The sequence below is a fragment of the Amycolatopsis sp. NPDC051371 genome (genome assembly GCF_040682155.1).
In the GTDB taxonomy this organism is placed as follows: domain Bacteria; phylum Actinomycetota; class Actinomycetes; order Mycobacteriales; family Pseudonocardiaceae; genus Amycolatopsis.
This window is the reverse complement of sequence record NZ_JBFBAG010000001.1, coordinates 114,992-133,983: the sequence shown is the minus strand read 5'-3', so window position 1 is coordinate 133,983 and position 18,992 is coordinate 114,992. Positions and strand designations below refer to the sequence as shown.

Below are 18,992 nucleotides of genomic sequence, written 5' to 3'. Positions count from 1 at the left end.
CGCGACCCGCCCGCCCGGTCAACACCGGCGAAGCACGGATGAAACTTACATGCGTTGCCCCAGGTGAAAATATCGAACACCGGCGATGCGCCGGCTCGTTCCTTGACGCCGGGCGCACCATGATCTCCCATGAGTCGGACACATCCGTCCTTGGTTCGCCTGGTCCACTGTGGACTGCCGGGCGCCCGCGATCACCGCGCGGGCGAAGGGATGCCGCGCCGGGGGCCAACCCGCAGTCGGCCTTCGGCTGAACGATCGAGGAGAACCATGAGAATCCGGCTCGTCGTGGCCACCACGGCCCTGTTCCTGAGCGCGTTGCTCCCGGGCACGCCGGCCGCCGCCGAGTCGAACGGCGGGGTCCGCGTCATGCCGCTGGGCGACTCCATCACCGAAGGCACGCAGGTGCCCGGCGGGTACCGGATCGGGCTGTGGCAGCGCCTGAACGCGGGCGGCTACCGGGTCGACTTCACCGGCTCGCAGTACAACGGCCCGGCCGCCCTCGGCGACCACGACCACGAGGGCCACCCGGGCTGGCGCATCGACCAGATCGACGCGAACATCGTCACCTGGCTGCGCGCCACCACCTCGCACACGGTCCTGCTGCACATCGGCACCAACGACGTCCTGCAGAACTACGACGTCGGCCGCGCGCCCGCCCGGTTGTCCGGGCTGATCGACCACATCACCGCGACGGCACCGGACGCCGAGGTCTTCGTCGCGACGATCATCCCGCTCGCCGATTCCGGGCAGGAGTCCGCCGTCCGCACGTTCAACTCCGCCATCCCGGGCATCGTGGCGAACAACCAGAACGCCGGAAAGCACGTGCACCTGGTCGACATGCACGCCGCGCTGACCGCCGCCGACCTGATCGACGGCGTCCACCCCACGGCCGCCGGGTACGACAAGATGGCCGCCACCTGGTTCGGCGCGCTGCGGTCCGTTCCCGGGAGCATCGGCACGCCGGGGACGTCCGCGGCCCGGCAGATCGTCGGCGCGCAGTCGGGCCGCTGCGCCGACGCCGCGAGCGCGGCCAACGGCACCCAGGTACGGCTGCAGGACTGCGGCGGGCAGACCGGCCAGGCGTGGACTCCGGCCGGTCAGACGCTGACCGTCGGCGGGACCAAGTGCCTCGACGCCTCCGGCCACGGCACGGCCAACGGCACCCCGGTGATCGTCTGGGACTGCCACGGCCAGGCCAACCAGCAGTGGACCGTCAACGCGAACGGCACGATCACCGGCGTCCAGTCGAACCTCTGCCTCGACGCGTACGGGCAGGGCACCGCCAACGGCACCCAGCTGATCCTGTGGACCTGCGGCGGGCAGGCGAACCAGCAGTGGACGCTGCGCTGAGCGACCGGGTCGACAGCGCTGGAGCCGGCGAACTCTCGAGCCCGGGCTCGAGAGTTCCGGAGTGAGGCGACAGTCACGAACCGCAGTTCGCCGGATCGCCTCCGGGGTGCCGGGTGGGTACCTGCAGGGCGGTGCCTGGCCTGACCTGGCGCACGTCACCGCTGCCGCTACCGACCCGGACCGGGAGCGGCGGGCCGGCACGAAGATGCAGTTTTGTGGTCTGCCGGCCGACGGACAGGTCGAACGTGCGGCCGTGCCACTTGATCCCGGTGATGTCGACGCCCGGCAGTTGCGGCGGCAGGAAGGGGTCGACGGTGACCGCGTCGGTTCCCCAGCGCAGCCCGGTGAACCCGTAGAGGAACTCCTGCAGGTAGCCGCCCTGGCCGGTGGTGAAGTCGAACGCCCCACCGGTGCGGGTCTCGTACCACTGGTCGAACGGCGCGGCCAGGTACGGGTCCGCACTGGTGCGCAGGGAGGTGTAGACGGCGCAGCCGGGCGACCCGAGGGCGGCACCGGCGATGGCGTCGATCGCGCCCGTCATGGACGGGCCGTTCGGGTCGGTGCGCTCCTGGTAGTAGTCGAGGTCGTGCTGGGCGAGCTCGGGCGACATCGGCACCGCCCACGGGTACTGCAGCAGCGTGACGTCGGCCTGCTTGACGGTCTGCCCGGCGTACCCGTCGAACTCGGGGTGGATGTTCGCGCCCGCGTCCACCGGGATCTTCAGGCCGTCGGCGACCTTGCCCCAGGCGGGATCGGGGGTCCGGCCGACGATGCCGGCAGCGCGGATCGCGATGCGCAGCGAGGCCTGCGCCCCGGCGTTGGTGGTCACGCTGTTGTCGACGTTGTCGTGGTACTCGTCGGCGCCCTTGACGTCGTTGACGGCGTACCCGCCGGCCGGGTCGGGCACGGCGCGCGTGGCCCAGTAGTCGGCGATGCCCCGCAGCACGGGCCAGGCCTTGTCCCGCAGCCACGCCTTGTCGCCGCTCGCTTCGTAGTACTGCCACTGCGCCAGGGCGATGTCGGAGTTGATGTGGATTTCCTGCTTGCCGTCGGGCGACCAGTCCGGAGTCGTTTCCTTGCCGGTCAGCGCGCTCTGCCACGGGAACTTCGCGCCCTTGATCGGGTGGTCCGGAGTGGACAGTGCCGCGGCGGCGGCCTGGGCCGCCGGCAGGCGCTGCTGCCGGTAGGTGTTCGCGTCGGCGGCGATGTCGGGGTACTGGGCGAGCAGCGCCGGGTACATCCACGTCTCCATGTCCCAGAACACGTGCCCGCTGTAGCCGTCCGAGGACAACCCGCCCGGGCTGGCGCTCCAGACGACCCCGGCGCGCACGCTCGCGAGCAGGTAGAACATCGACGCGTGGACCTGCGCGGACATGGTGGCGTCGCCGGGCACCGAGATGCTCGACTGCCACAGGCGCGACCAGGCGTCGTCGTTGCGTGCCAACGCACGCCGGTAGCCGTCTGCGGCGGCACGAGCCGCGGTCTTCGCGGCGGCCTGCCGCGGGGTCGCGGCCGCGAGCGCACGGTCGGTGTCGACGCTGGAGGCGACGCCCACGTACTTGGTGACGCGCACCGGCACCCCGGCGCGGACCGGGAAGTCCGCGCGCTGGCCGGCGCCGCCGTCGCCCGGGTCGGCGATCGCCCGGGTGGGCACCGCCTTCTCATCGACGCGCAGCACGGAGTTCACCCCGGCGGTGACCAGGTTCCCGTCGGTCACGACGGTCTGCGACAGCGTCGCGGTCCGGCCGTCCACCCGCGAATCCGTCGTCGAGGCGTGGTCCAGACCGCGGCCGTCGAACTCGTCGACGACCGTGGCCGTTCCGCTCCAGTGCGGGACGGCCCGCACGCTCACCGTGCCCAGGTGGCCGTCCGCGCGGTTGGCGTTGACCTCGTAGGTGAAGCCGGTCGTGTCGCCCGCGGGCGAGGTCCAGTCGAACGCCGTGGTCAGCACCCCGGTGCGCAAGTCCATCGACTGCCGGTAGTTCGTGGTGGTGCCGACCGTCGCGGGCGCGATCTGCGTCGGCGCCTGCGCGCCGTCCGGGTACAGCGCGAGGTAGTCGACGTTCACCCGCGCCGTGTCTCCGTCGGTGACTTCGACCTCGAGCGTGTTGGCGCCGGCGTTCAGGGTCACCGGCACGGTCACCACCGCCCAGTCGTCCCAGCTGGCCAAGCTGGGCACGGACAGCTGCTGCAGCGTGCCGTTCACGCCGATGTGGACGGTCTGCGGGCTCCCACTGCCGTTGCCGTACCGCACGGCCAGCGTCGCCGGACCGGCCGGCGCGTCCCGGATCGGGATGACGTCGCTGCCGCCGACCGTCGGGGCGTTGTCGGTGTTCAGTCCGGCCAGGTAAGCACCGACGGTGGAACCGGGGTGGGAGCTCTCGACGAACGCGCCCCCGGAGATCTTCCCGTACGCGGTGGGACACAGCTGTCCGAATCCGCAGGACCACTCCCCCAGCCCGTAGACGTCACTGCCGCGGCCGAACCCGAGCGTGGTCCAGGTCGGCAGACCGGCCCGCTCCTCCTGCCCGGCCGAGGGAGCGCCGTAGAAGCCGGCGAGCTGGGACTGGGTGACGATGGGCTTGCTGCTGTACCCGTGCCCCTCCGCCGGTACCCGTGCGGCGAGGTAGCCGTTGCCGACGAACGTCGGGGAATAGTTCTTCGACGTGTCGGTCGTGCTCAGCACCCACCCGTCGTCACCGGTGTGCCCCGGCGCGGGTGCGGCCGAGGCCGGCGCCGTCACCACGCCCAGGAGCAGGCAGCCGACCGTCAGCGCGAAACCCGCCCGGCTCCTTGCCGACTCGCGGCGCGTGACACCCTGCCTCGCTCTGCCGGCCTCGCCGTGCTTCTTCATCGAAACGGCACCTCTTCGTGGCAGGACCCGCGGCGGCCCACACCACGGTCGACATATGTTGCGGGTGACAACATATATGCCGGACCAGGGCCGGTAAAGACGACGGACGCCGACCTTCAGGCGCCGGCGCCGCCGTCGACCGGCAGGATCGCGCCCGTCACGAACGACGCGCGGTCGGACAGCAACCACGCCGCCGCCTCGGCGACCTCGTGCGGCTCGGCCATCCGGCCCAGCGGGGTCGACGAGTTGATCCGCGCCACGACGCCGGGCGTCGCGGCCTCCCACGCGTCGATCATCTCCGTCGCGGTGCCGCCGGGGGTGATGCCGTTGACGCGGACCCCGTCCGGCGCCCAGGACACGGCCGCGGTCTCGGTGAGGCTGTTGAGCGCGCGCTTCATCGCGCCGTACGCGGGCAGCGCGGGGTTCGCGCGGCGGCTGCCGATGCTGGAGGTGTTGACGATCGCGCCGCCGCCGGTGCGGCGCATGAGCGCGGCCTCGGCGTTCATGGCGGTCCAGTGCGCGCGGAAGTTCACGGCGAACTGCTCGTCCACGTCCTCGTCGTCGGTGGTGTCGAGCGGGCCGGGCCGGCGCTGGATGGCCGCGCCGTTGTTGAAGGCGCCGTCCAGCCTGCCGTGCAGTTCCTCGACGCGGGCGACCGCCGCGCGCACGCTCGCCCGGTCCGCGAGGTCCATGGCGACGGCGTGGGCGGTACCGCCTTCGCCGCGGATCTCGGTGACGATCCGGTCGAGGGCGTCGGTGCCGCGGGAGGCCAGCACGACGGCGGCGCCTTCGCGGGCGAAGAGCCGGGCCGCGGCCGCGCCGATCCCGCGGGAGGCACCGGTGATGAAGATGACCTTGCCCGTGAGCAGGCCGAGAGCAGTGGAAGTGGTGTTCATGACTCCAGTCTCGGAGCGGTCGCCGACCGCAGACAGGCACAGGGTGTACCAGGGTGCGCCGTCGTTCGGCGCGCATACTCGGGGTATGGACAAGCGCGAGCTCGGCACGTTCCTCCGCAGCCGCCGTGAACGGCTCCGGCCGCAGGACGTCGGGTTGCCGCCGGGTCCGCGCCGCCGGACGCCCGGGCTGCGCCGCGAGGAGGTCGCGGTCCTCGCGCACATCTCCACGGAGTACTACATCCGCCTCGAACAGGGCCGGGCGCCGCGGCCGTCGGGTGAGGTCCTCGCCGGGATCGCGGCCGCGTTGCGGCTCACCGACGCCGAATCCGACCACCTGCACGTCCTCGCGGGCACCGCGCCCAGCCGCACCGGGCTGCATCGGCGTGACGTCCGGCCGAGCATCCTCACGCTCCTCGAGCGGCTGCCGCAGACCGCCGGGTTCGTGACGTCGGCGCTGTTCGAGGTGCTGGCGTGGAACGACCTCGCGGCCGCGCTGATGGAGGACTTCGGCGAGCTGTCCCCGCGGGAGCGCAACCTCGCCCGCCGCGCGTTCCTGCACCCGGCGAACACGCTGTACGGGGTTTCCGACGCCGCCGAGTTCCGGCACCACGTCGTGATGGAGCTGCGGGCCACGCTCGCCCGTTACCCGGCGGACCCGGCGGTGACCGGCCTCGTCGAGGAGCTTCGCGACGGCAGCCCCGAGTTCGCCCGGCTCTGGGAGCGGCGCGACGTGCAGGCCGCGCACATGCTCACGAAGACCTTCCACCACCCGGTCGTCGGGGACGTCACCGTCGACTGCGACGCGCTCGCGCTCACCGACCGCGATCAGCACCTCGTGCTCTACACCGCGGCGGCGGGCTCCCGCGACGCCGAAGCACTGGCGCTGCTGAACGTGCTGGGCACGGAGAGCATCACCGCTCCCTCCGCGTAGCGCGGACACGGTCCAGCAGCTCGGTGGTCGCCTCCCACAGGCGCCGCTCCCGGTCGCGGTCGTGAGCGACCGGCCGCACCTCCGTCAGCTTGGTCTTCACCACGAACGCGCCGTCGCGCAGGTGTGCCCACTTCTCGTCGAGGGCCATCGCGGCCAGCAGCGGCCCCGAGCGCCGCGGCGTCGACACACCCGGAATCCGGCCCAAGGCGCGGCTGAGCGCCTGGAACGCCGCGGGAGCCCCGCGGCCCAGCGCGGTGCCGGGCATCCAGCCCGGTTCGAACACCGACACACCGATCCCGGCGCCGGCCCGTCGCTGCAGCTCGTGGGCGTAGTAGAGGATCGCCAGCTTGGCGTTGGAGTACGCGACGCCGGAGGCGGTCATCCCCGGCACCTGCTCACCGGCGGCCGGGCGCGCCAGCGAGACGGGATCGGCCCACTCGGCCTCGGCCACGTGCAGCAGCTTGCGCCAGAAGTTGGCGTGGTAGGTGTTCGAGCCGATCAGCACCACCCGCGCCGGAGCGGTGAACGAGCCGAGCAGGTCTCCGATCAGCTGGGCGTGCGCCAGGTAGTTGACGGCGAAGGTCAGCTCGTAGCCGTCCGGCGAGGCCTGCCGGGTGTCGACCGACATGGTGCCGGCGTTGGCGACCAGCGCTCGCAGCGGCCGGACGACGCCGTCGGCGACCAGGCCGCGCGCGGTGGCCGCGGCGGCCCGGACATCGGCCAGCATCGCCAAGTCGCAGCCGATCTCGTGGACGCGCGCGCCGAGGGCACGGGCCTCCTCGGCGATCGCGGTCAGGTCGCGGCCGGCGCGGCCGACGAGCAGCAGGTCGGGTCGCTGCCCCTCGGGGCGGCCGGCCATGGCCAGCACGGCGTGGCGGCCCAGGTTGCGGGTCGGTCCGGTGATCAACACGGTTCCGGTTTCGGTCATGGCCCCAGCCTGCGGGAACGGCCAGGCGTCAGACAGGCGTCCGGTTTTCGTAGGACTGCCAGGGCCAGGACAACCAGTGCGGACCCGGGCAGACTGGACGGCGTGGAAGCGTGGGAATTCGGGCGGACAGTCCGCCGCTGGCGCGACCGGGTGACACCCGAGACCGTCGGCGTGCCGGTGGGCCGCCGACGCCGGGCCGAGGGGTTGCGCCGCGAAGAGCTGGCCGCGCTCGCCGGCATCTCGGCCGACTACCTGACCCGCCTCGAGCAGGGCCGCGCGACCGCGCCGTCGGCTCAAGTGGTGGAGTCGCTGGCGCGCGCACTGCGCCTGTCCGACGCCGAACGAGACCTGCTCTACCGGCTGGCCGGGCACGCCGCACCGGGCCCGGACGTCGTGTCGTCGCGGGTCCCGCCGAGCGTGCAACGGCTGCTCGACCGGCTCTCGCACACCCCGGTGGTCGTCTACGACGCCGGCTGGACACTCGTGCTGGCGAACGCGCCCTACGACGCGCTCATGGGCGACACGACCACCTGGCGCGGCCTGGACCGCAACGCCGTCTGGCGCAACGTCGCCCGCCTGCCCTCCCGGGTCGTGCACACCGCGGACGAGCAGGCCGAGCACGAGGCCCGGCTCGTGGCCGACCTGCGCCTGACTGCGTCGCGCTACCCGGCCGACCGCGCGCTGCGGCGCTTGATCGCCGACCTGACCGCCGGCAGCCCGCGCTTCGCCGAGCTCTGGGACGCCGAGGCACCGCCACCCCTGGCCGACCCGTCCCGGCGCAAGACCATCGACCACCCGGCGGTCGGCCCGATCACCCTGGACTGCGACACGCTGCTCGTCACGCTGGACGACCTGCGCATCACCGTTTACACCGCCGAGCCCGGCACCGAAGACGCGGACCGCCTGGACCTCGCCGTCGTCCTGGGCACTCAGGCGCTGCAGCTCTGAGCACGCACGTTCGGACGAGCGGCCGGCGTCGAGGTCACGTGGCCCGGTAGCTGCCGGGCGTCCGGCCCATGGTGCGGGTGAACGTCTCGACGAACGCGCTCGGCGTGGCCCAGCCGCAGCGGTGCGCGGTCTGGGTGACACTGGCGCCCTCCGCGAGCTGGATCATCGCGTGGAACACGCGGGTCGTGGTGCGCCACTGCGGATAGGTGGTGCCGAACTCCAGGCGGAACAGCCGGGACAGCGTGCGCTCGCTGGTGCCGGTGTGGTGGGCGAGCCACGCCGTCGTGCGGGGCCGGCTGAGGTCGTCGGTGACGAGCCGGCAAGCGTGGGCCAGCCGGGGGTCGCTTGCCTCGGGCAGGGTCAGCGGCCGATCGTGGGCGCGGCGGAGCCGGTCGCGGAGCACGGCGTGGAGCCGGGCGGCCTCGGCGGTGCCGAGACCGGGTTCGGTGGCGGCGATGAGCAGTTCGCGCAGCAGGGCGCTGACGGCGATGACCGTGGGCGCGGTGCCGTCCAACGGCGCGTCGTCGGTGCGGAACATGAGGGTGAGGACGTCGGAGTCGCCGTAGACGCGGTGCTCGTGCCAGGTGCCGGCGGGCATCCAGACGGCGCGGTCGGCGCAGGCGACCCACGTGCCGTGGTCGGTGTGGACCGCGAGCACGCCCCGGTTGACGTACACCAGCTGGTGTTCGTCGTGGCGGTGCCGTTCGATGACGTGCCCGGCCGCGTGCTGGTGGCGGTTTTCTGACACAAGTCGACAGATTATCGGAAGTACGGCTCCGGTGGTTGCTGCGATCGTGACCCCATGACGACCAGTTCGCCGAAGAACCGCCTGCGCCGGATCGCGATGGACACCCGGCCGCTGGCGAATCCGGTGTTCCGCCGGACCTTCTTCGGTCAGGGCGCCGCCGTGGTCGGGACGATGGTGACCGAAGTCGCCGTGCCGGTGCAGGTCTACGACCTCTCGCACTCGTCGTTCGACGTCGGTCTCGCCGGGCTGGCCGGGCTCGTCCCGATCCTCGTGTTCGGGCTCTACGGCGGCGCGGTCGCCGACGCCGTGGACCGGCGGCGCCTGTATCTGGCCTCGTCGGCGCTCACCTGGACGGTCACGCTCGCGTTGCTCGCCCAGGCGGTGGCCGGACTCGGGTCGGTGCCGGTGATCCTCGCGCTCGTCGCCGTCCAGTCCGGCGGCTTCGCCGTGTCGTCCGCCGTCCGCGGCGCCATCACCCCGGCCCTCGTCCCGCCCGGCCTGGTGCCCGCGGCCAACTCGCTCACCTACACCGCCTCGACGGTCGGACAGGTACTGGGTCCCCTCATCGCAGGTGTCCTATTAGGACTCCCGAACGGCTTCTGCTACGCCTACGGCGCCGACGCGGTGCTGTTCACCGCCGCGCTCTACGCCACCTTCCGGCTCCCGCCCTTGCCGGCGGCGGACCCCATCGGCCGCCCCGGGTTGCGCTCGGTCCTCGACGGCTTGCGTTTCCTCGCCGGCCGTCAGGTCCTGCTGATGTCGTTCCTCGTCGACATCGCCGCGATGGTGCTGGCGATGCCGACCGCCCTGTTCCCCGAGGCCGCCGAGACGCGGTGGCACGGCGGAGTCGGCCTGCTGTACTCCTCGATCGCGATCGGTTCGGTCCTCGCCGGGGTGTCCAGCGGCTGGATCGGGCGGGTGCGGCGCCAAGGCGTCGCCCTCACCGCGGCGGTGGCGATCTGGGCGGGCGCCGTCGCGTTGGCCGGGCTCGCCCCGAGCCTGTGGCTCGCGGTCGCGCTGCTCGTCGTCGCGGGCGCGGCCGACCTCGTCAGCGCGGTGTACCGGCAGACGATCCTGCAGACGGCCGTCCCCGATCGGATGCGCGGCCGGCTGCAGGGTGTGTATACGGTCGTCGTCACCGGCGGTCCCCGCCTCGGCGACCTCCGCGCCGGGATCATGGCCTCGGCGTTGCCGCTCTCGGTGGCTTGGTCGGCGCCCGCGCTGACGTGCGTGGTGCTCGTCCTGGCCGGCGCCGTCCTGGTGCGGTCGTTCTGGCGCTACACGCCTCCTGATTCACCCGGCACCTGAAGGGGCCTACGGCCTCCGGCGGAAAGACTCGATCAGCTGCCGGGTCGATGAATCCGTGACTCTCGACCGCGAACGCCACCGTATTCGTTGTCCCGGCGGGTTTGTCGGCGATCCGGCGTGGACGTGGTTGTGGGAGGCCCACCGGGCTTTCGGGCACCGGTCAGGACCCTGAGTCCGGCGCGGCAGCTCCTAGTACTTTCGGCCGATGCCCGCACGGCGAAAACCCTCCGAAAGACGTGGGCCATTCCGGGGTTCTCGTCCCGGTGCCGGTTCCACCGCCAATCACCGCCCTAGTGTGGCGGTGCTTCGTGATCTTGAACCGGAACAGAAGAGGGGAACCATTTTGCCCAGCCGGACCAGATTCCTCGGCAAAACGCTCGCGGCAGCGGGCACCGTGGCGGCGCTCGCGCTCGCCACGGCCGTTCCTGCCGCCGCGGCCGCACCATCCACCGTCGAGCAGGACGTCGCGCAGCTGTACCAGGACGTCGTCGACCTCTACAACGGCCTGCCCGCGAGCGCGCTGCGCGGCGTCGACCGGCTCATCGAGTCACCGATCCCGCGGATCGGCCCCCGGAGCCAGGCCGCGCAGGACCCGATTCCGGGCTGCACCGAGGGTTCGCTGCTGACTTACGCGAACAACCTCGCGGCACAGCTCACCCCGCTGGAGAACCAGGCGTTCAACGCGCTGTCGGGGCTCAGCCAGCTCTACGTCCAGGGCGTCGCGTCCGACAAGACCCCGCAGGTCTTCGGCACCGACGGTCAGTACACCTCGCGCGCCACCGACACGATCGACAAGCTGCGCGGCTTCTGGGACATCGAGAGCTGGAACGTCCAGCTCGTCGCCTGGAAGGGCACCGATCTCGGCAGTCAGGCGAAGATGGCGCAGACCTTCAGCCTCGGCCTCGCGCCGGCGAAGGTGAAGGACGCCGCCGCGCTCGCCACCAAGGTGCTCTACGAAGTGCCGGCACTGCAGGGTGGCCGCCACCCGCTGCTCACCCTGAACGCGTTCTCCGCCCCCGCCGACAGCCTCGGCGGCAAGCGCGTGGCGCTCGGTGACGGCCTGCTCGACACGGTCAACTTCCTCGGGTTCGACGACGTCTCGGTGGAGTCCGTGGTCGGCCACGAGTACGGCCACCAGGTCGACTTCGCCCACGAGAACTACCCGCGCAACGAGTCCTCCGAGATGGGTCCCGACGCCTACGGCGGCTACTTCGTCGCGCACGCCAAGGGTTTCGGGTGGAACGCTCGCACCCAGCAGGAGGTCACCTACCTGGACGCCTCCATCGGTGACTGCTACCACAGCCACGGAACGCCCGACCAGCGCAAGGCCGCCGGCGCCTGGGGCGAGAAGCAGGCGACGAGCCAGGGCAACCCGAACCGGATCGTCCCGTCCGCCACGATGATCGACAAGTTCCAGAAGGAATACCCGAAGCTGATGCCGCCGGTCACGGTGGCCGCGGCTCGCGGTTGAGATCCGGTTCCCGTCAGCGGGCCGCCTCCCCCGAAACAGAGGGAGACGGCCCGCTTCCCCGGCCGGTGTCAGGGCTTCTCGAAGTGCTGGTAGTCGATCGGGGTGTCCCAGGATCCACCCCAGGTCCAGCTGCGGGAGGTGAACGCCTGCTCGGTGGCGTCGCCCGCATGGATCATGCCGGGCGTGCCGAGCGTGCGGTCGACGTAGGGCGCGCCGTTGGGCGGGTAAACCGCGCCGCTGCCGGAGATGTAGGGGTTCTGCACGGTGTTGACGTCGATGGCGCGCCCGTAGGAGTGGTTGGACCACGCGGTTCCGCCGGTGATCGCCCGGCAGTTGAACGCCGAGGTGTTGTTCGCCGCCATCGACGCGTCGTCGTCGGAGTCGTACTTCTCCACGGTTTCCATCCGCTCGATGGGGAACCGGCCGAAGTACAGGTCGGCGAAGATGTGCGCGACCTCGGTGGCGCGATCGGCGTTGACGACCAGCTCGCCCCGGTGCACCGCACCGTCGAAGCCGCGGAAGTTCAGGCTCACCAGCCGCAGCTGATCGGGACCGACCGGGCAGCCCTCGTGCCAGCTGGAACCGAGCCGCTCCGCGGTGACCGGCTTGATGACGGCGACGTACGGCGCGAGGCCGCTGCCCGCCGGCGCGGCGAGTTCCACGGTCTGAGCCGTGGCCGCCGGCGCCGGCGTAGTACCCATGAGAACCGCGGACAGGGTGAACGTGACAAGGGCAAGAACTCTTGTTCTCAGTTTCATTTAAGAAACACGCGTTCTTTCGGTTTTCTGCCGCAACAGAGTGGGACTCGTCGCAGTCGGACAAAGGGCGCGACCGTTGCGGTTCAGTGGCACCGCGCGATCACGTTTCTCGACGAAAGGCGCCCGCCGATGAGGACAGCCGGCATGGGTGGTCCCAGCAGCCGGTACTTCAGCTCAGCGCAGGCGGCTTGGCCCGCGGCGGTGTCCACCAGCTCCACAGGACGTGTCGACGACAGCCGTCATTCTTCCCCCATGCGGTCTTCCGCTTTCCAGAAAAGTGAACCCCGAATACCGACGGTTTCCGTCGTCATCCCCCAGCCGGGTTGAACACTCCCGTGAGACAGACCGTGCCAGCGGTGCCCGGACAGCGTCAATCGCCCGAAAAACGTTTCGCCCCCAGCCGAAATGTCCGATTGCGGACCTGAACCGGCAACCTCGGTGACGTCGCGCCGCGACTTGCGAAGATGCGCCTCGCCGGACGCCGCTCGCCGAACAAACGCCCCGAGGGCAGCCCTCGACGTCAGGCGACCAGGAGGCCGACCGCGGTGGCGAAGCGGGCGCGGTACGCCTCGCGGGTCTCCACCTGGTGCTTCAGCCCGACCGACGCGCTGATCAGGGTCTGCGCCACACCGATGGCGGACGCTCGTCCCGACGCCGCGGCGATCGCGGCCGTGACGAGTTCTTCGAAGCGTTTCGGGGCGGTCTCGACGATCGCGCCGAGCAGGTCCGGATTCTGCTCGATGACGCTCGGGACGTCCCTGCCCAGCGGTCCGACGTAGCGGCCGGCCCACTGGTCGAACGCGTCGACGAGGCGTTCGCGCACCGGTCGGCCGGTGTCGGCGAGGATCCGTTCGGCGGCGGCGAGGTCGTTCTCCAGCGCGCGCGTGACCGCGGCCCGGAACAGCACTTCCTTGGAATCGAACAGGAAGTACAGGCCCGGCCGGGAAATGCGGGCCGCGCGCGCCACCTCTTCCATGGACGTCTTCCGATAGCCGTGGCGGGCGAACGTGAGCAGGGCCGACTCGAGCACCGCGGCACGACGGCCCGGATCGGCGACCTTCGGCGGTGCGGCCATGCGATCACCGTACGCGTTACTCTCAAACTATACAACTTCTGTTCATTCTGTATAGTCGCGCCATGACCGCACAGCAGCTCATCACCACTCCGTTCTCCGCCTCCTCGACCGCGGACGAGGTGCTGGCGGGCGTCGATCTCGCCGGGGTGCGGGCGATCGTGACCGGGGCGTCTTCCGGCATCGGCGCCGAGACGGCGCGGGCGCTGGCCGCCTCCGGCGCCGAGGTGACCCTCGCGGTCCGGAACACCGCCGCCGGCGAGGCCGTCGCGGCCACCATCGCCGGCGCAGGCGCGGCGCACCGCCCCCGCGTCTGCCCCCTCGACCTGGCCGACCCGGCGTCCGTCCGGCGTTTCACCGAAGCCTGGGAAGGTCCGCTGCACCTGCTCGTCGGCAACGCCGGGCTCGTCACCGGCGGACCGGCCCCCACGCCGCAGGGGTGGGAGCTGCAGTTCGCGACGAACCACCTCGGCCACTTCGTCCTGGCCACCGGGCTGCACGACGCGCTGGCCCGCGGCGGAGCCGATCGTGGCGAGGCGCGCATCGTCTCGGTCAGCTCCACCGCGCACATGCGCACCGGCGTCGATTTCGACGACCTGCACTTCGAACGCCGGGCCTACGACCCCCAGCTCGCGTACGCGCAGTCGAAGACGGCGAACTCGCTGTTCGCGGTCGAAGCGACCCGCCGCTGGGCGGCCGACGGCATCTTCGCCAACGCCGTGAACCCCGGCGGCGTCGCGACCGGGCTGCAGCGGAACTTTTCCCAGGCGCAGAAGGATTCCCTCGCCGCGGCCGAAGCCGCCGGCATCTTCGCCTACAAGACCATCGAGCAGGGCGCCGCGACGAGCATCGTCGCGGCCGTCGCACCGCAGTTCGCGCGGACCGGCGGCCATTACCTCGACGACGGGCAGGAGGCCTACACCGTGCCCGACGACGCCGATCTCGCCGATCACCCGCACGGCGTGAAGGAGTGGGCGCTCGACCCCGCCAAGGCCGAGCGCCTCTGGACGGTCTCGGTGGCCTTGACCCGCGGCTGACCGCGAACCGGCGGCCGGCCGCGGCGGACCCGGCACCACCGCGTTCCAGGTCCGTTGACAGCGCGGCAGCGAACGCGCGACACCAGCCGCGCTCGAAACGGGAGAGCTCCGCGATCACCGCCGGACGAGGTACCACCCGGCACGGTCGAAGCCGTCGATCCGCCCGCCGCGTGCGGCAAGGCCGGTGAGCGCCTCACGCACCGCGACCCGCCAGCGCCGGGCCAGTGCCGGGTCGGTCGCGCGGAGCTTCTCGATGTCCGGAGGCACGGCGACGAGCGAGGTCCTGCCGTCGAGCGCGCCGGTCAGCGGACCGCCGTCGCCGGCGGTGCTGAGGGCCACGACGGCGCCCGCCGCGATCTCCTTCTCCGCGGCCGCACCGGCGCGGTCACCGGCGCTCGCGAGGACCACCCCGGGGTCGCGCAGCCGCCACCGCACCAGGAGCCGGTCGGAGTCCTCGTCACCGTTGATGGCGTCGGACATCGGCCCGTAGAAGTCCGGGAGGTACTCCTCCACGCGCGCGGTCAGCTTGGCCAGGTTGAAGTAGGCGTTGCGGGCGACCAGCGGGTCGAAGGTCCAGGCGATCTCGGAGACGCCCCGCCGCAGCGTCCACGCCCGCTGGTGCAGCTTGAGCGCGAACCCGACCTTCCGCCCGGCGGCCTCCGGGGAGACGCCGGCGATGTGGCTGTGCAGAGCCCGGTCCGCCGGGTCGTGGAAGAACCCCACGCAAGCTCCCACCAGGCGGCCGTCATCGAAGGCCCCGGCGACGTAGTTGCCGGCTTTGGTGAACGCGCGCAACAGCTCGATGGTCATCGGCGGGTTCGCCGGCCGTCCCCAGATGGTGGCCAGCAGGCTGACCACCTGGGTCAGCTGCCGGATGTCGGCGAGTTCGCGCACCACGACACCGGAGACCCGGGCCGCCGCCTCCGCGGCCCGCCCCGCGGCGTCCGCCACCGGATCCGCGGTCGCTCTGATGTCGGTCACCGCTGTCCTGCTCCCGGCTTCGCCGGATGCCTGCGACTGCCCGGCACGGCGGCGAGCAGCGCGCGCGTGTAGTCGTGAGCGGGTTCGGTGAGCACACGCGCGGTGGGGCCCTGCTCCACGATCCGGCCGCTTCGCATGACCGCGACGTGCGAAGCGACGTAGCGCACCACGGCGAGGTTGTGCGAGATGAACAGCATCGACAGACCGAGTTCGCGTTGCAGTTCGCGGACGAGGTTCAGCACGGTGCCCTGGACGGAGACGTCGAGGGCGGAGGTGATCTCGTCGGCGATGATCACGCGGGGACGCGCGGCCAGCGCGCGGGCCAGCGCGACCCGCTGCCGCTGACCGCCGGACAGCCGGGACGGCACGGCGCCGGCGCAGACCGGGTCGAGGTGCACCAGTTCGAGGAGCCGCGCGGCTTCGGCTCGCCGCTCGGCGCGCGAACTGCCCGGGGGCATGGCCTCGGCCACGCTGTCGCCCACCGTCATCCGCGGGTCGAGCGAGGAGTACGGGTCCTGGAAGACCATCTGCAGCGGACGCGGCCGGCCCCGGGTCGGGACCGGCGCGCCGGCGAGCGTGATCCGCCCGCACGTCAGCGGGGCGAGGCCGACGGCGGCCCTGGCGAGCGTCGACTTGCCGGACCCGGACTCGCCGACGAGCCCGACCACCGCGCCCGCCGGCACGGTCAGGCTGACCCCGTCCACGGCGGTCGTGCGGCCGTAGCGGATCGTGACGTCTTCGAAGCTCAGCTCGCTCACGGTGACTCCACCAGCTCGTCGGGACTGACATCGGCCGGCAGCGGTTCTCCCGCGTGCCAGCAGGCGACCCGGTGGCGGCCCGGGGCCGCCGTGTCGTCCGACAGCGGCGGGTCCTCGGCCCGGCAGCGGGCGTCGGCCAGCGGGCACCGGTCGGCGTAGGCGCAGCCGGCCGGTACGTCGGCCGGCGCGACCGGACGGCCCGGGATGGTCGCGAGCGGCTCGGCCGGATCGGTGGTCATGTCCGGTACGGCGGCCACCAGCGCCCGGGTGTAGGGGTGGCGGGCGGCCGTGGTCAGCTCGGCGGCCGGCAGGTCCTCCACGATCCGCCCGGCGTACATCACCAGCACCCGGTCACAGACCTCACCGACCACGGTGACGTCGTGGCTGATCAGGATCAGGGCCACGTCGTCCGCCGCGCGGATCGCGGCGAGCAGGTCGAGCACCTGCTGCTGCACGGTGACGTCGAGCGCGGTGGTCGGCTCGTCGGCGACGATCAGCGCCGGCGTCCCCATCAGCCCCATGCCGATCATCGCCCGCTGACGCATGCCACCGGAGAACTCGTGCGGGTACTGCCGGACGCGGGAGTCCGCGTCCGGGATGCGGACCGCGGCGAGCCGGTCCACGGCGCGGGCGAGCGCCTCGCGGCGGTTCAGGCCCTGGTGGTGGGTGGCCACCTCGGCCAGCTGCCCGCCGATCCGCCGGGTCGGGTTGAACGCGGTCATCGGGTCCTGGAAGACCATGGCGAGCGAGGTGCCGAGCATCCGCCGCTGCACCGCCGAGTCCGGGGCCAGCAGGTCGTCCCCGAGCAGTTCCAGCCGGGACGCGTCGACCCGGGCGTGGTCGCCGAGCAGCCGCGTGATCGCCAGCGCGGTCAGGGACTTGCCGGACCCCGACTCCCCGACGATCCCGACCGCTTCGCCCCGGCCCACCTGGAAGGACACCCCGCGGACCGGCCGCACCGGGCCGGCGGGCCCGGGGAAGGCGACCTCGAGATCCCGGACTTCGAGCACCGCTTGGTAGGAGTTCATCCGCGGTTCCGCGGCGGCCGGCTCGGACTGGCGCGCCGCGCCGGGGCGCAGGCGGGGCAGCGCGCGCACGCCGAGCCCCACCGAAACACCCAGCCCCTTGGCGACCGACTCGCCGAAGAGGTTGAACGCCAGGCCCGCCAGGAGCACCGCGGCGCCGGGGACCAGCGCCGCGGCCGCGTTCACGTACAGGGCACTGGTTCCCTCGTTGAGCAGCCGGCCCCAGTCGTAGGCGGGCGCCTGGACACCGAGCCCGATGAACGACAGCCCGGCGAACGCCAGCAACGCGCTGCCCGCGCCGATGGTGGCGTTGACGACGAGTGGTTCGGCGATGTTCGGCAGGACGTGGCGGAGCAGGACGCGGAGCCGGCCGACCCCCAGGGTCCGCGCGGCCGCGACGTAGTCCCGCGCCGCGACGCCGGCCACCAGGGTCTGCGTCAGCCGCGCGAACGCCGGGGCTCCGGCCAGCCCGATGGCCAGCACCGCCCCGGTCGCGCCGGCGCCGAACACGACCGCGAAGAACAGTGCCAGCAACAGCCCCGGGAACGCGACCGCGATGTTGACCGCCGCCGACACCCACCGCGCGGGACGCCTGCCGAGCACGAACGGCGCGGAGCCGAGCACCAGGCCGGCGGCCACGGAGATGACGATCGCGAGCAGCGCCAGCGCGATCGACAGCCGGGACGCGACGAGCACCCGCAGCAGGATGTCCCGGCCGAGGTTGTCCGTCCCCGCCCAGTGCTGTTCCGACGGCTGGGCCAGGATGTTGTCGGTGTCGACGGCGTCGGCGCCGGCTCCCCAGAGCAGCGGCCCGAGGCAGGCCAGGGCGAGGATCGCGACCACGAGCACCGTCGCGGTGAGCCCCAGCGGTGTGCGGACGACCCGTGTCCAGCGTCCGTGCATCGCTCAGTCCTCCCGGATCTTCGAACGCGGATCGAGCAGGGCGAGTGCCACGTCGACGACGAGGTTGGTGAGCAGCACGCCGAGCCCGTAGAGGAGGACGATCGCCTGCACCACCGGGTAGTCCTTGACGAGGATGGACTGCACGATGGTGCTGCCGAGCCCCGGCCAGGCGAAGACGTTCTCGACGAGCACCGTGCCGGCGACCATCGCACTCAGCAGCAGCCCGCCCAGGGTCAAGGCCGCGGTGACGGCGTTCGGGAGGGCGTGTCCCAGGTAGATCGTGCGGGCGGGCAGCCGCTTGGCCCGGGCGGTGCGCACGAAGTCCGCTTCGAGCACGCCCACCATCTCCACCCGGACGATGCGCGAGAGGATCGCCGCCGGGCCGATCGCCAAGGAGACCACCGGGAGCACGTAGGCCGCCGCGGTGTCGTTGCCGGCCACCGGAAGCCAGCCGAGCCGGATCCCGAAGACGTAGACCAGCGCGACCCCGATCAGGAAGTCCGGAACCGTCGCCAGGACGATGCTCGACGTCGTGAAGACCAGCTCGGTGCGGCGGCCGTGGCCGCGCCGGGTCAGCACGCCCATCGTCACCCCCAGCGGGACCGCCACCACCACCGCCGCCAGGAACGCCAGCACGGCAAGGGAAAGCGTGGCGGGCAGACGCTGGGCGACGACGTCGGAAACGGGGAGCTGCGAAGACAGCGACGTACCGAGATCGCCGGTGACCAACCCCTTCAGGTAGTGGAAGTACTGGACGAAGAACGGATCGTCCAGTCCCAGTGCGTGCCGGCGGGCCGCGACCAGGTCCGCCGGCGCGGTCGGGCCGAGCGCCGCGCGGACCGGGTCGCCGGGGATGAGGTGGATCATGGCGAAGGAGGCGGTCACCAGTACCCAGAGCGAGACCAGCAGGCGCCCCAGGCGCCGCCCGGCGAACCGCACCCACGGGTGCGACCAGGGTCGCGGCCGGCCGGGATCCGCTTGCGGCGGCGCGGGAGCGATCGACGTCACGGTCATGTCTGCCGCC

The 18,992-nt window shown here is 72.2% G+C and carries 16 protein-coding genes; 6 read left to right on the top strand and 10 right to left on the bottom strand.

Annotation, left to right across the window (positions count from 1 at the left end; genetic code table 11):
• Positions 1–267 precede the first annotated feature (267 nt).
• Complete coding sequence (locus AB0M59_RS00595) at positions 268–1,350, top strand: RICIN domain-containing protein (RefSeq protein ID WP_364606225.1); 1,083 nt, start codon at positions 268–270, stop codon at positions 1,348–1,350.
• Between the two features lie 73 nt (positions 1,351–1,423).
• Here the strand turns inward: AB0M59_RS00595 and AB0M59_RS00590 are convergent, their stop codons facing one another.
• Positions 1,424–4,204, bottom strand: a complete 2,781-nt coding sequence (locus AB0M59_RS00590) for a glycosyl hydrolase family 65 protein (protein WP_364606222.1) — start codon at positions 4,202–4,204, stop codon at positions 1,424–1,426.
• Between the two features lie 116 nt (positions 4,205–4,320).
• A complete protein-coding gene (locus AB0M59_RS00585; RefSeq protein ID WP_364606219.1) occupies positions 4,321–5,100 on the bottom strand; it encodes a glucose 1-dehydrogenase in 780 nt (259 codons plus the stop codon).
• An 85-nt stretch (positions 5,101–5,185) separates the two neighbouring features.
• Between AB0M59_RS00585 and AB0M59_RS00580 the strand changes: the two genes are divergently transcribed.
• Positions 5,186–6,031, top strand: a complete 846-nt coding sequence (locus AB0M59_RS00580; RefSeq protein WP_364606216.1) for a helix-turn-helix transcriptional regulator — start codon at positions 5,186–5,188, stop codon at positions 6,029–6,031.
• Here the strand turns inward: AB0M59_RS00580 and AB0M59_RS00575 are convergent.
• Positions 6,012–6,959: an SDR family NAD(P)-dependent oxidoreductase gene (locus tag AB0M59_RS00575; protein ID WP_364606213.1), complete on the bottom strand. Its 948-nt coding sequence runs from the start codon at positions 6,957–6,959 to the stop codon at positions 6,012–6,014. The genes AB0M59_RS00580 and AB0M59_RS00575 overlap by 20 nt on opposite strands.
• 102 nt (positions 6,960–7,061) lie before the next feature.
• Here AB0M59_RS00575 and AB0M59_RS00570 point away from each other — a divergent pair, with 102 nt between their 5' ends.
• Positions 7,062–7,907 (top strand): helix-turn-helix transcriptional regulator, encoded by an 846-nt coding sequence (locus AB0M59_RS00570; RefSeq protein WP_364606210.1) that lies wholly within the window; start codon positions 7,062–7,064, stop codon positions 7,905–7,907.
• Positions 7,908–7,941: 34 nt separating this feature from the next.
• Here the strand turns inward: AB0M59_RS00570 and AB0M59_RS00565 are convergent, their stop codons facing one another.
• On the bottom strand, positions 7,942–8,655 hold the full coding sequence (locus AB0M59_RS00565; RefSeq protein WP_364606207.1) for a helix-turn-helix transcriptional regulator: 714 nt from the start codon (positions 8,653–8,655) through the stop codon (positions 7,942–7,944).
• Positions 8,656–8,709: 54 nt separating this feature from the next.
• Here AB0M59_RS00565 and AB0M59_RS00560 point away from each other — a divergent pair, with 54 nt between their 5' ends.
• Together AB0M59_RS00560 and AB0M59_RS00555 are read left to right on the top strand one after the other, a co-directional pair.
• The gene (locus AB0M59_RS00560; RefSeq protein WP_364606204.1) at positions 8,710–9,963 is read left to right on the top strand and encodes an MFS transporter; all 1,254 of its coding nucleotides are present in this window, start codon (positions 8,710–8,712) and stop codon (positions 9,961–9,963) included.
• A 343-nt stretch (positions 9,964–10,306) separates the two neighbouring features.
• Positions 10,307–11,434 (top strand): hypothetical protein, encoded by a 1,128-nt coding sequence (locus tag AB0M59_RS00555; RefSeq protein WP_364606201.1) that lies wholly within the window; start codon positions 10,307–10,309, stop codon positions 11,432–11,434.
• Positions 11,435–11,502: 68 nt separating this feature from the next.
• On the opposite strand, the gene AB0M59_RS00550 is transcribed toward AB0M59_RS00555, so the two are convergent.
• Positions 11,503–12,135: a M15 family metallopeptidase gene (locus AB0M59_RS00550; RefSeq protein WP_364606198.1), complete on the bottom strand. Its 633-nt coding sequence runs from the start codon at positions 12,133–12,135 to the stop codon at positions 11,503–11,505.
• Between the two features lie 577 nt (positions 12,136–12,712).
• Positions 12,713–13,267: a TetR/AcrR family transcriptional regulator gene (locus tag AB0M59_RS00545; RefSeq protein ID WP_364606195.1), complete on the bottom strand. Its 555-nt coding sequence runs from the start codon at positions 13,265–13,267 to the stop codon at positions 12,713–12,715.
• A gap of 62 nt (positions 13,268–13,329) precedes the next feature.
• On the opposite strand from AB0M59_RS00545, the gene AB0M59_RS00540 reads away from it, so the two are divergent.
• Positions 13,330–14,301: an SDR family NAD(P)-dependent oxidoreductase gene (locus AB0M59_RS00540; RefSeq protein ID WP_364606192.1), complete on the top strand. Its 972-nt coding sequence runs from the start codon at positions 13,330–13,332 to the stop codon at positions 14,299–14,301.
• Between the two features lie 114 nt (positions 14,302–14,415).
• On the opposite strand, the gene AB0M59_RS00535 is transcribed toward AB0M59_RS00540, so the two are convergent.
• From AB0M59_RS00535 to AB0M59_RS00520, 4 genes are read right to left on the bottom strand one after another with little or no spacing between them, the layout of a single operon-like run.
• The gene (locus AB0M59_RS00535; RefSeq protein ID WP_364606189.1) at positions 14,416–15,282 is read right to left on the bottom strand and encodes a GNAT family N-acetyltransferase; all 867 of its coding nucleotides are present in this window, start codon (positions 15,280–15,282) and stop codon (positions 14,416–14,418) included.
• Positions 15,279–16,040, bottom strand: a complete 762-nt coding sequence (locus tag AB0M59_RS00530) for an ATP-binding cassette domain-containing protein (protein WP_364606186.1) — start codon at positions 16,038–16,040, stop codon at positions 15,279–15,281. Before AB0M59_RS00530 ends, AB0M59_RS00535 begins: the two co-directional genes overlap by 4 nt.
• Entirely contained in the window at positions 16,037–17,968 is a 1,932-nt protein-coding gene (locus tag AB0M59_RS00525; RefSeq protein WP_364606183.1) for a dipeptide/oligopeptide/nickel ABC transporter permease/ATP-binding protein, read from the bottom strand. The genes AB0M59_RS00530 and AB0M59_RS00525 overlap by 4 nt, the downstream gene beginning before the upstream one ends.
• Before the next feature lie 3 nt (positions 17,969–17,971).
• Complete coding sequence (locus AB0M59_RS00520; protein WP_364606180.1) at positions 17,972–18,982, bottom strand: ABC transporter permease; 1,011 nt, start codon at positions 18,980–18,982, stop codon at positions 17,972–17,974.
• Positions 18,983–18,992 lie beyond the last annotated feature (10 nt).

Bases quoted from the DNA above. Each gene is read 5' to 3' on its own strand.
- AB0M59_RS00540 (WP_364606192.1), top strand. From the start codon at position 13,330: ATGACCGCACAGCAGCTCATCACCACTCCGTTCTCCGCCTCCTCGACC.
- AB0M59_RS00550 (WP_364606198.1), bottom strand. From the start codon at position 12,135: ATGGGTACTACGCCGGCGCCGGCGGCCACGGCTCAGACCGTGGAACTC.
- AB0M59_RS00560 (WP_364606204.1), top strand. From the start codon at position 8,710: ATGACGACCAGTTCGCCGAAGAACCGCCTGCGCCGGATCGCGATGGAC.
- AB0M59_RS00525 (WP_364606183.1), bottom strand. From the start codon at position 17,968: ATGCACGGACGCTGGACACGGGTCGTCCGCACACCGCTGGGGCTCACC.
- AB0M59_RS00520 (WP_364606180.1), bottom strand. From the start codon at position 18,982: ATGACCGTGACGTCGATCGCTCCCGCGCCGCCGCAAGCGGATCCCGGC.
- AB0M59_RS00590 (WP_364606222.1), bottom strand. From the start codon at position 4,204: ATGAAGAAGCACGGCGAGGCCGGCAGAGCGAGGCAGGGTGTCACGCGC.
- AB0M59_RS00580 (WP_364606216.1), top strand. From the start codon at position 5,186: ATGGACAAGCGCGAGCTCGGCACGTTCCTCCGCAGCCGCCGTGAACGG.
- AB0M59_RS00575 (WP_364606213.1), bottom strand. From the start codon at position 6,959: ATGACCGAAACCGGAACCGTGTTGATCACCGGACCGACCCGCAACCTG.
- AB0M59_RS00595 (WP_364606225.1), top strand. From the start codon at position 268: ATGAGAATCCGGCTCGTCGTGGCCACCACGGCCCTGTTCCTGAGCGCG.
- AB0M59_RS00585 (WP_364606219.1), bottom strand. From the start codon at position 5,100: ATGAACACCACTTCCACTGCTCTCGGCCTGCTCACGGGCAAGGTCATC.
- AB0M59_RS00545 (WP_364606195.1), bottom strand. From the start codon at position 13,267: ATGGCCGCACCGCCGAAGGTCGCCGATCCGGGCCGTCGTGCCGCGGTG.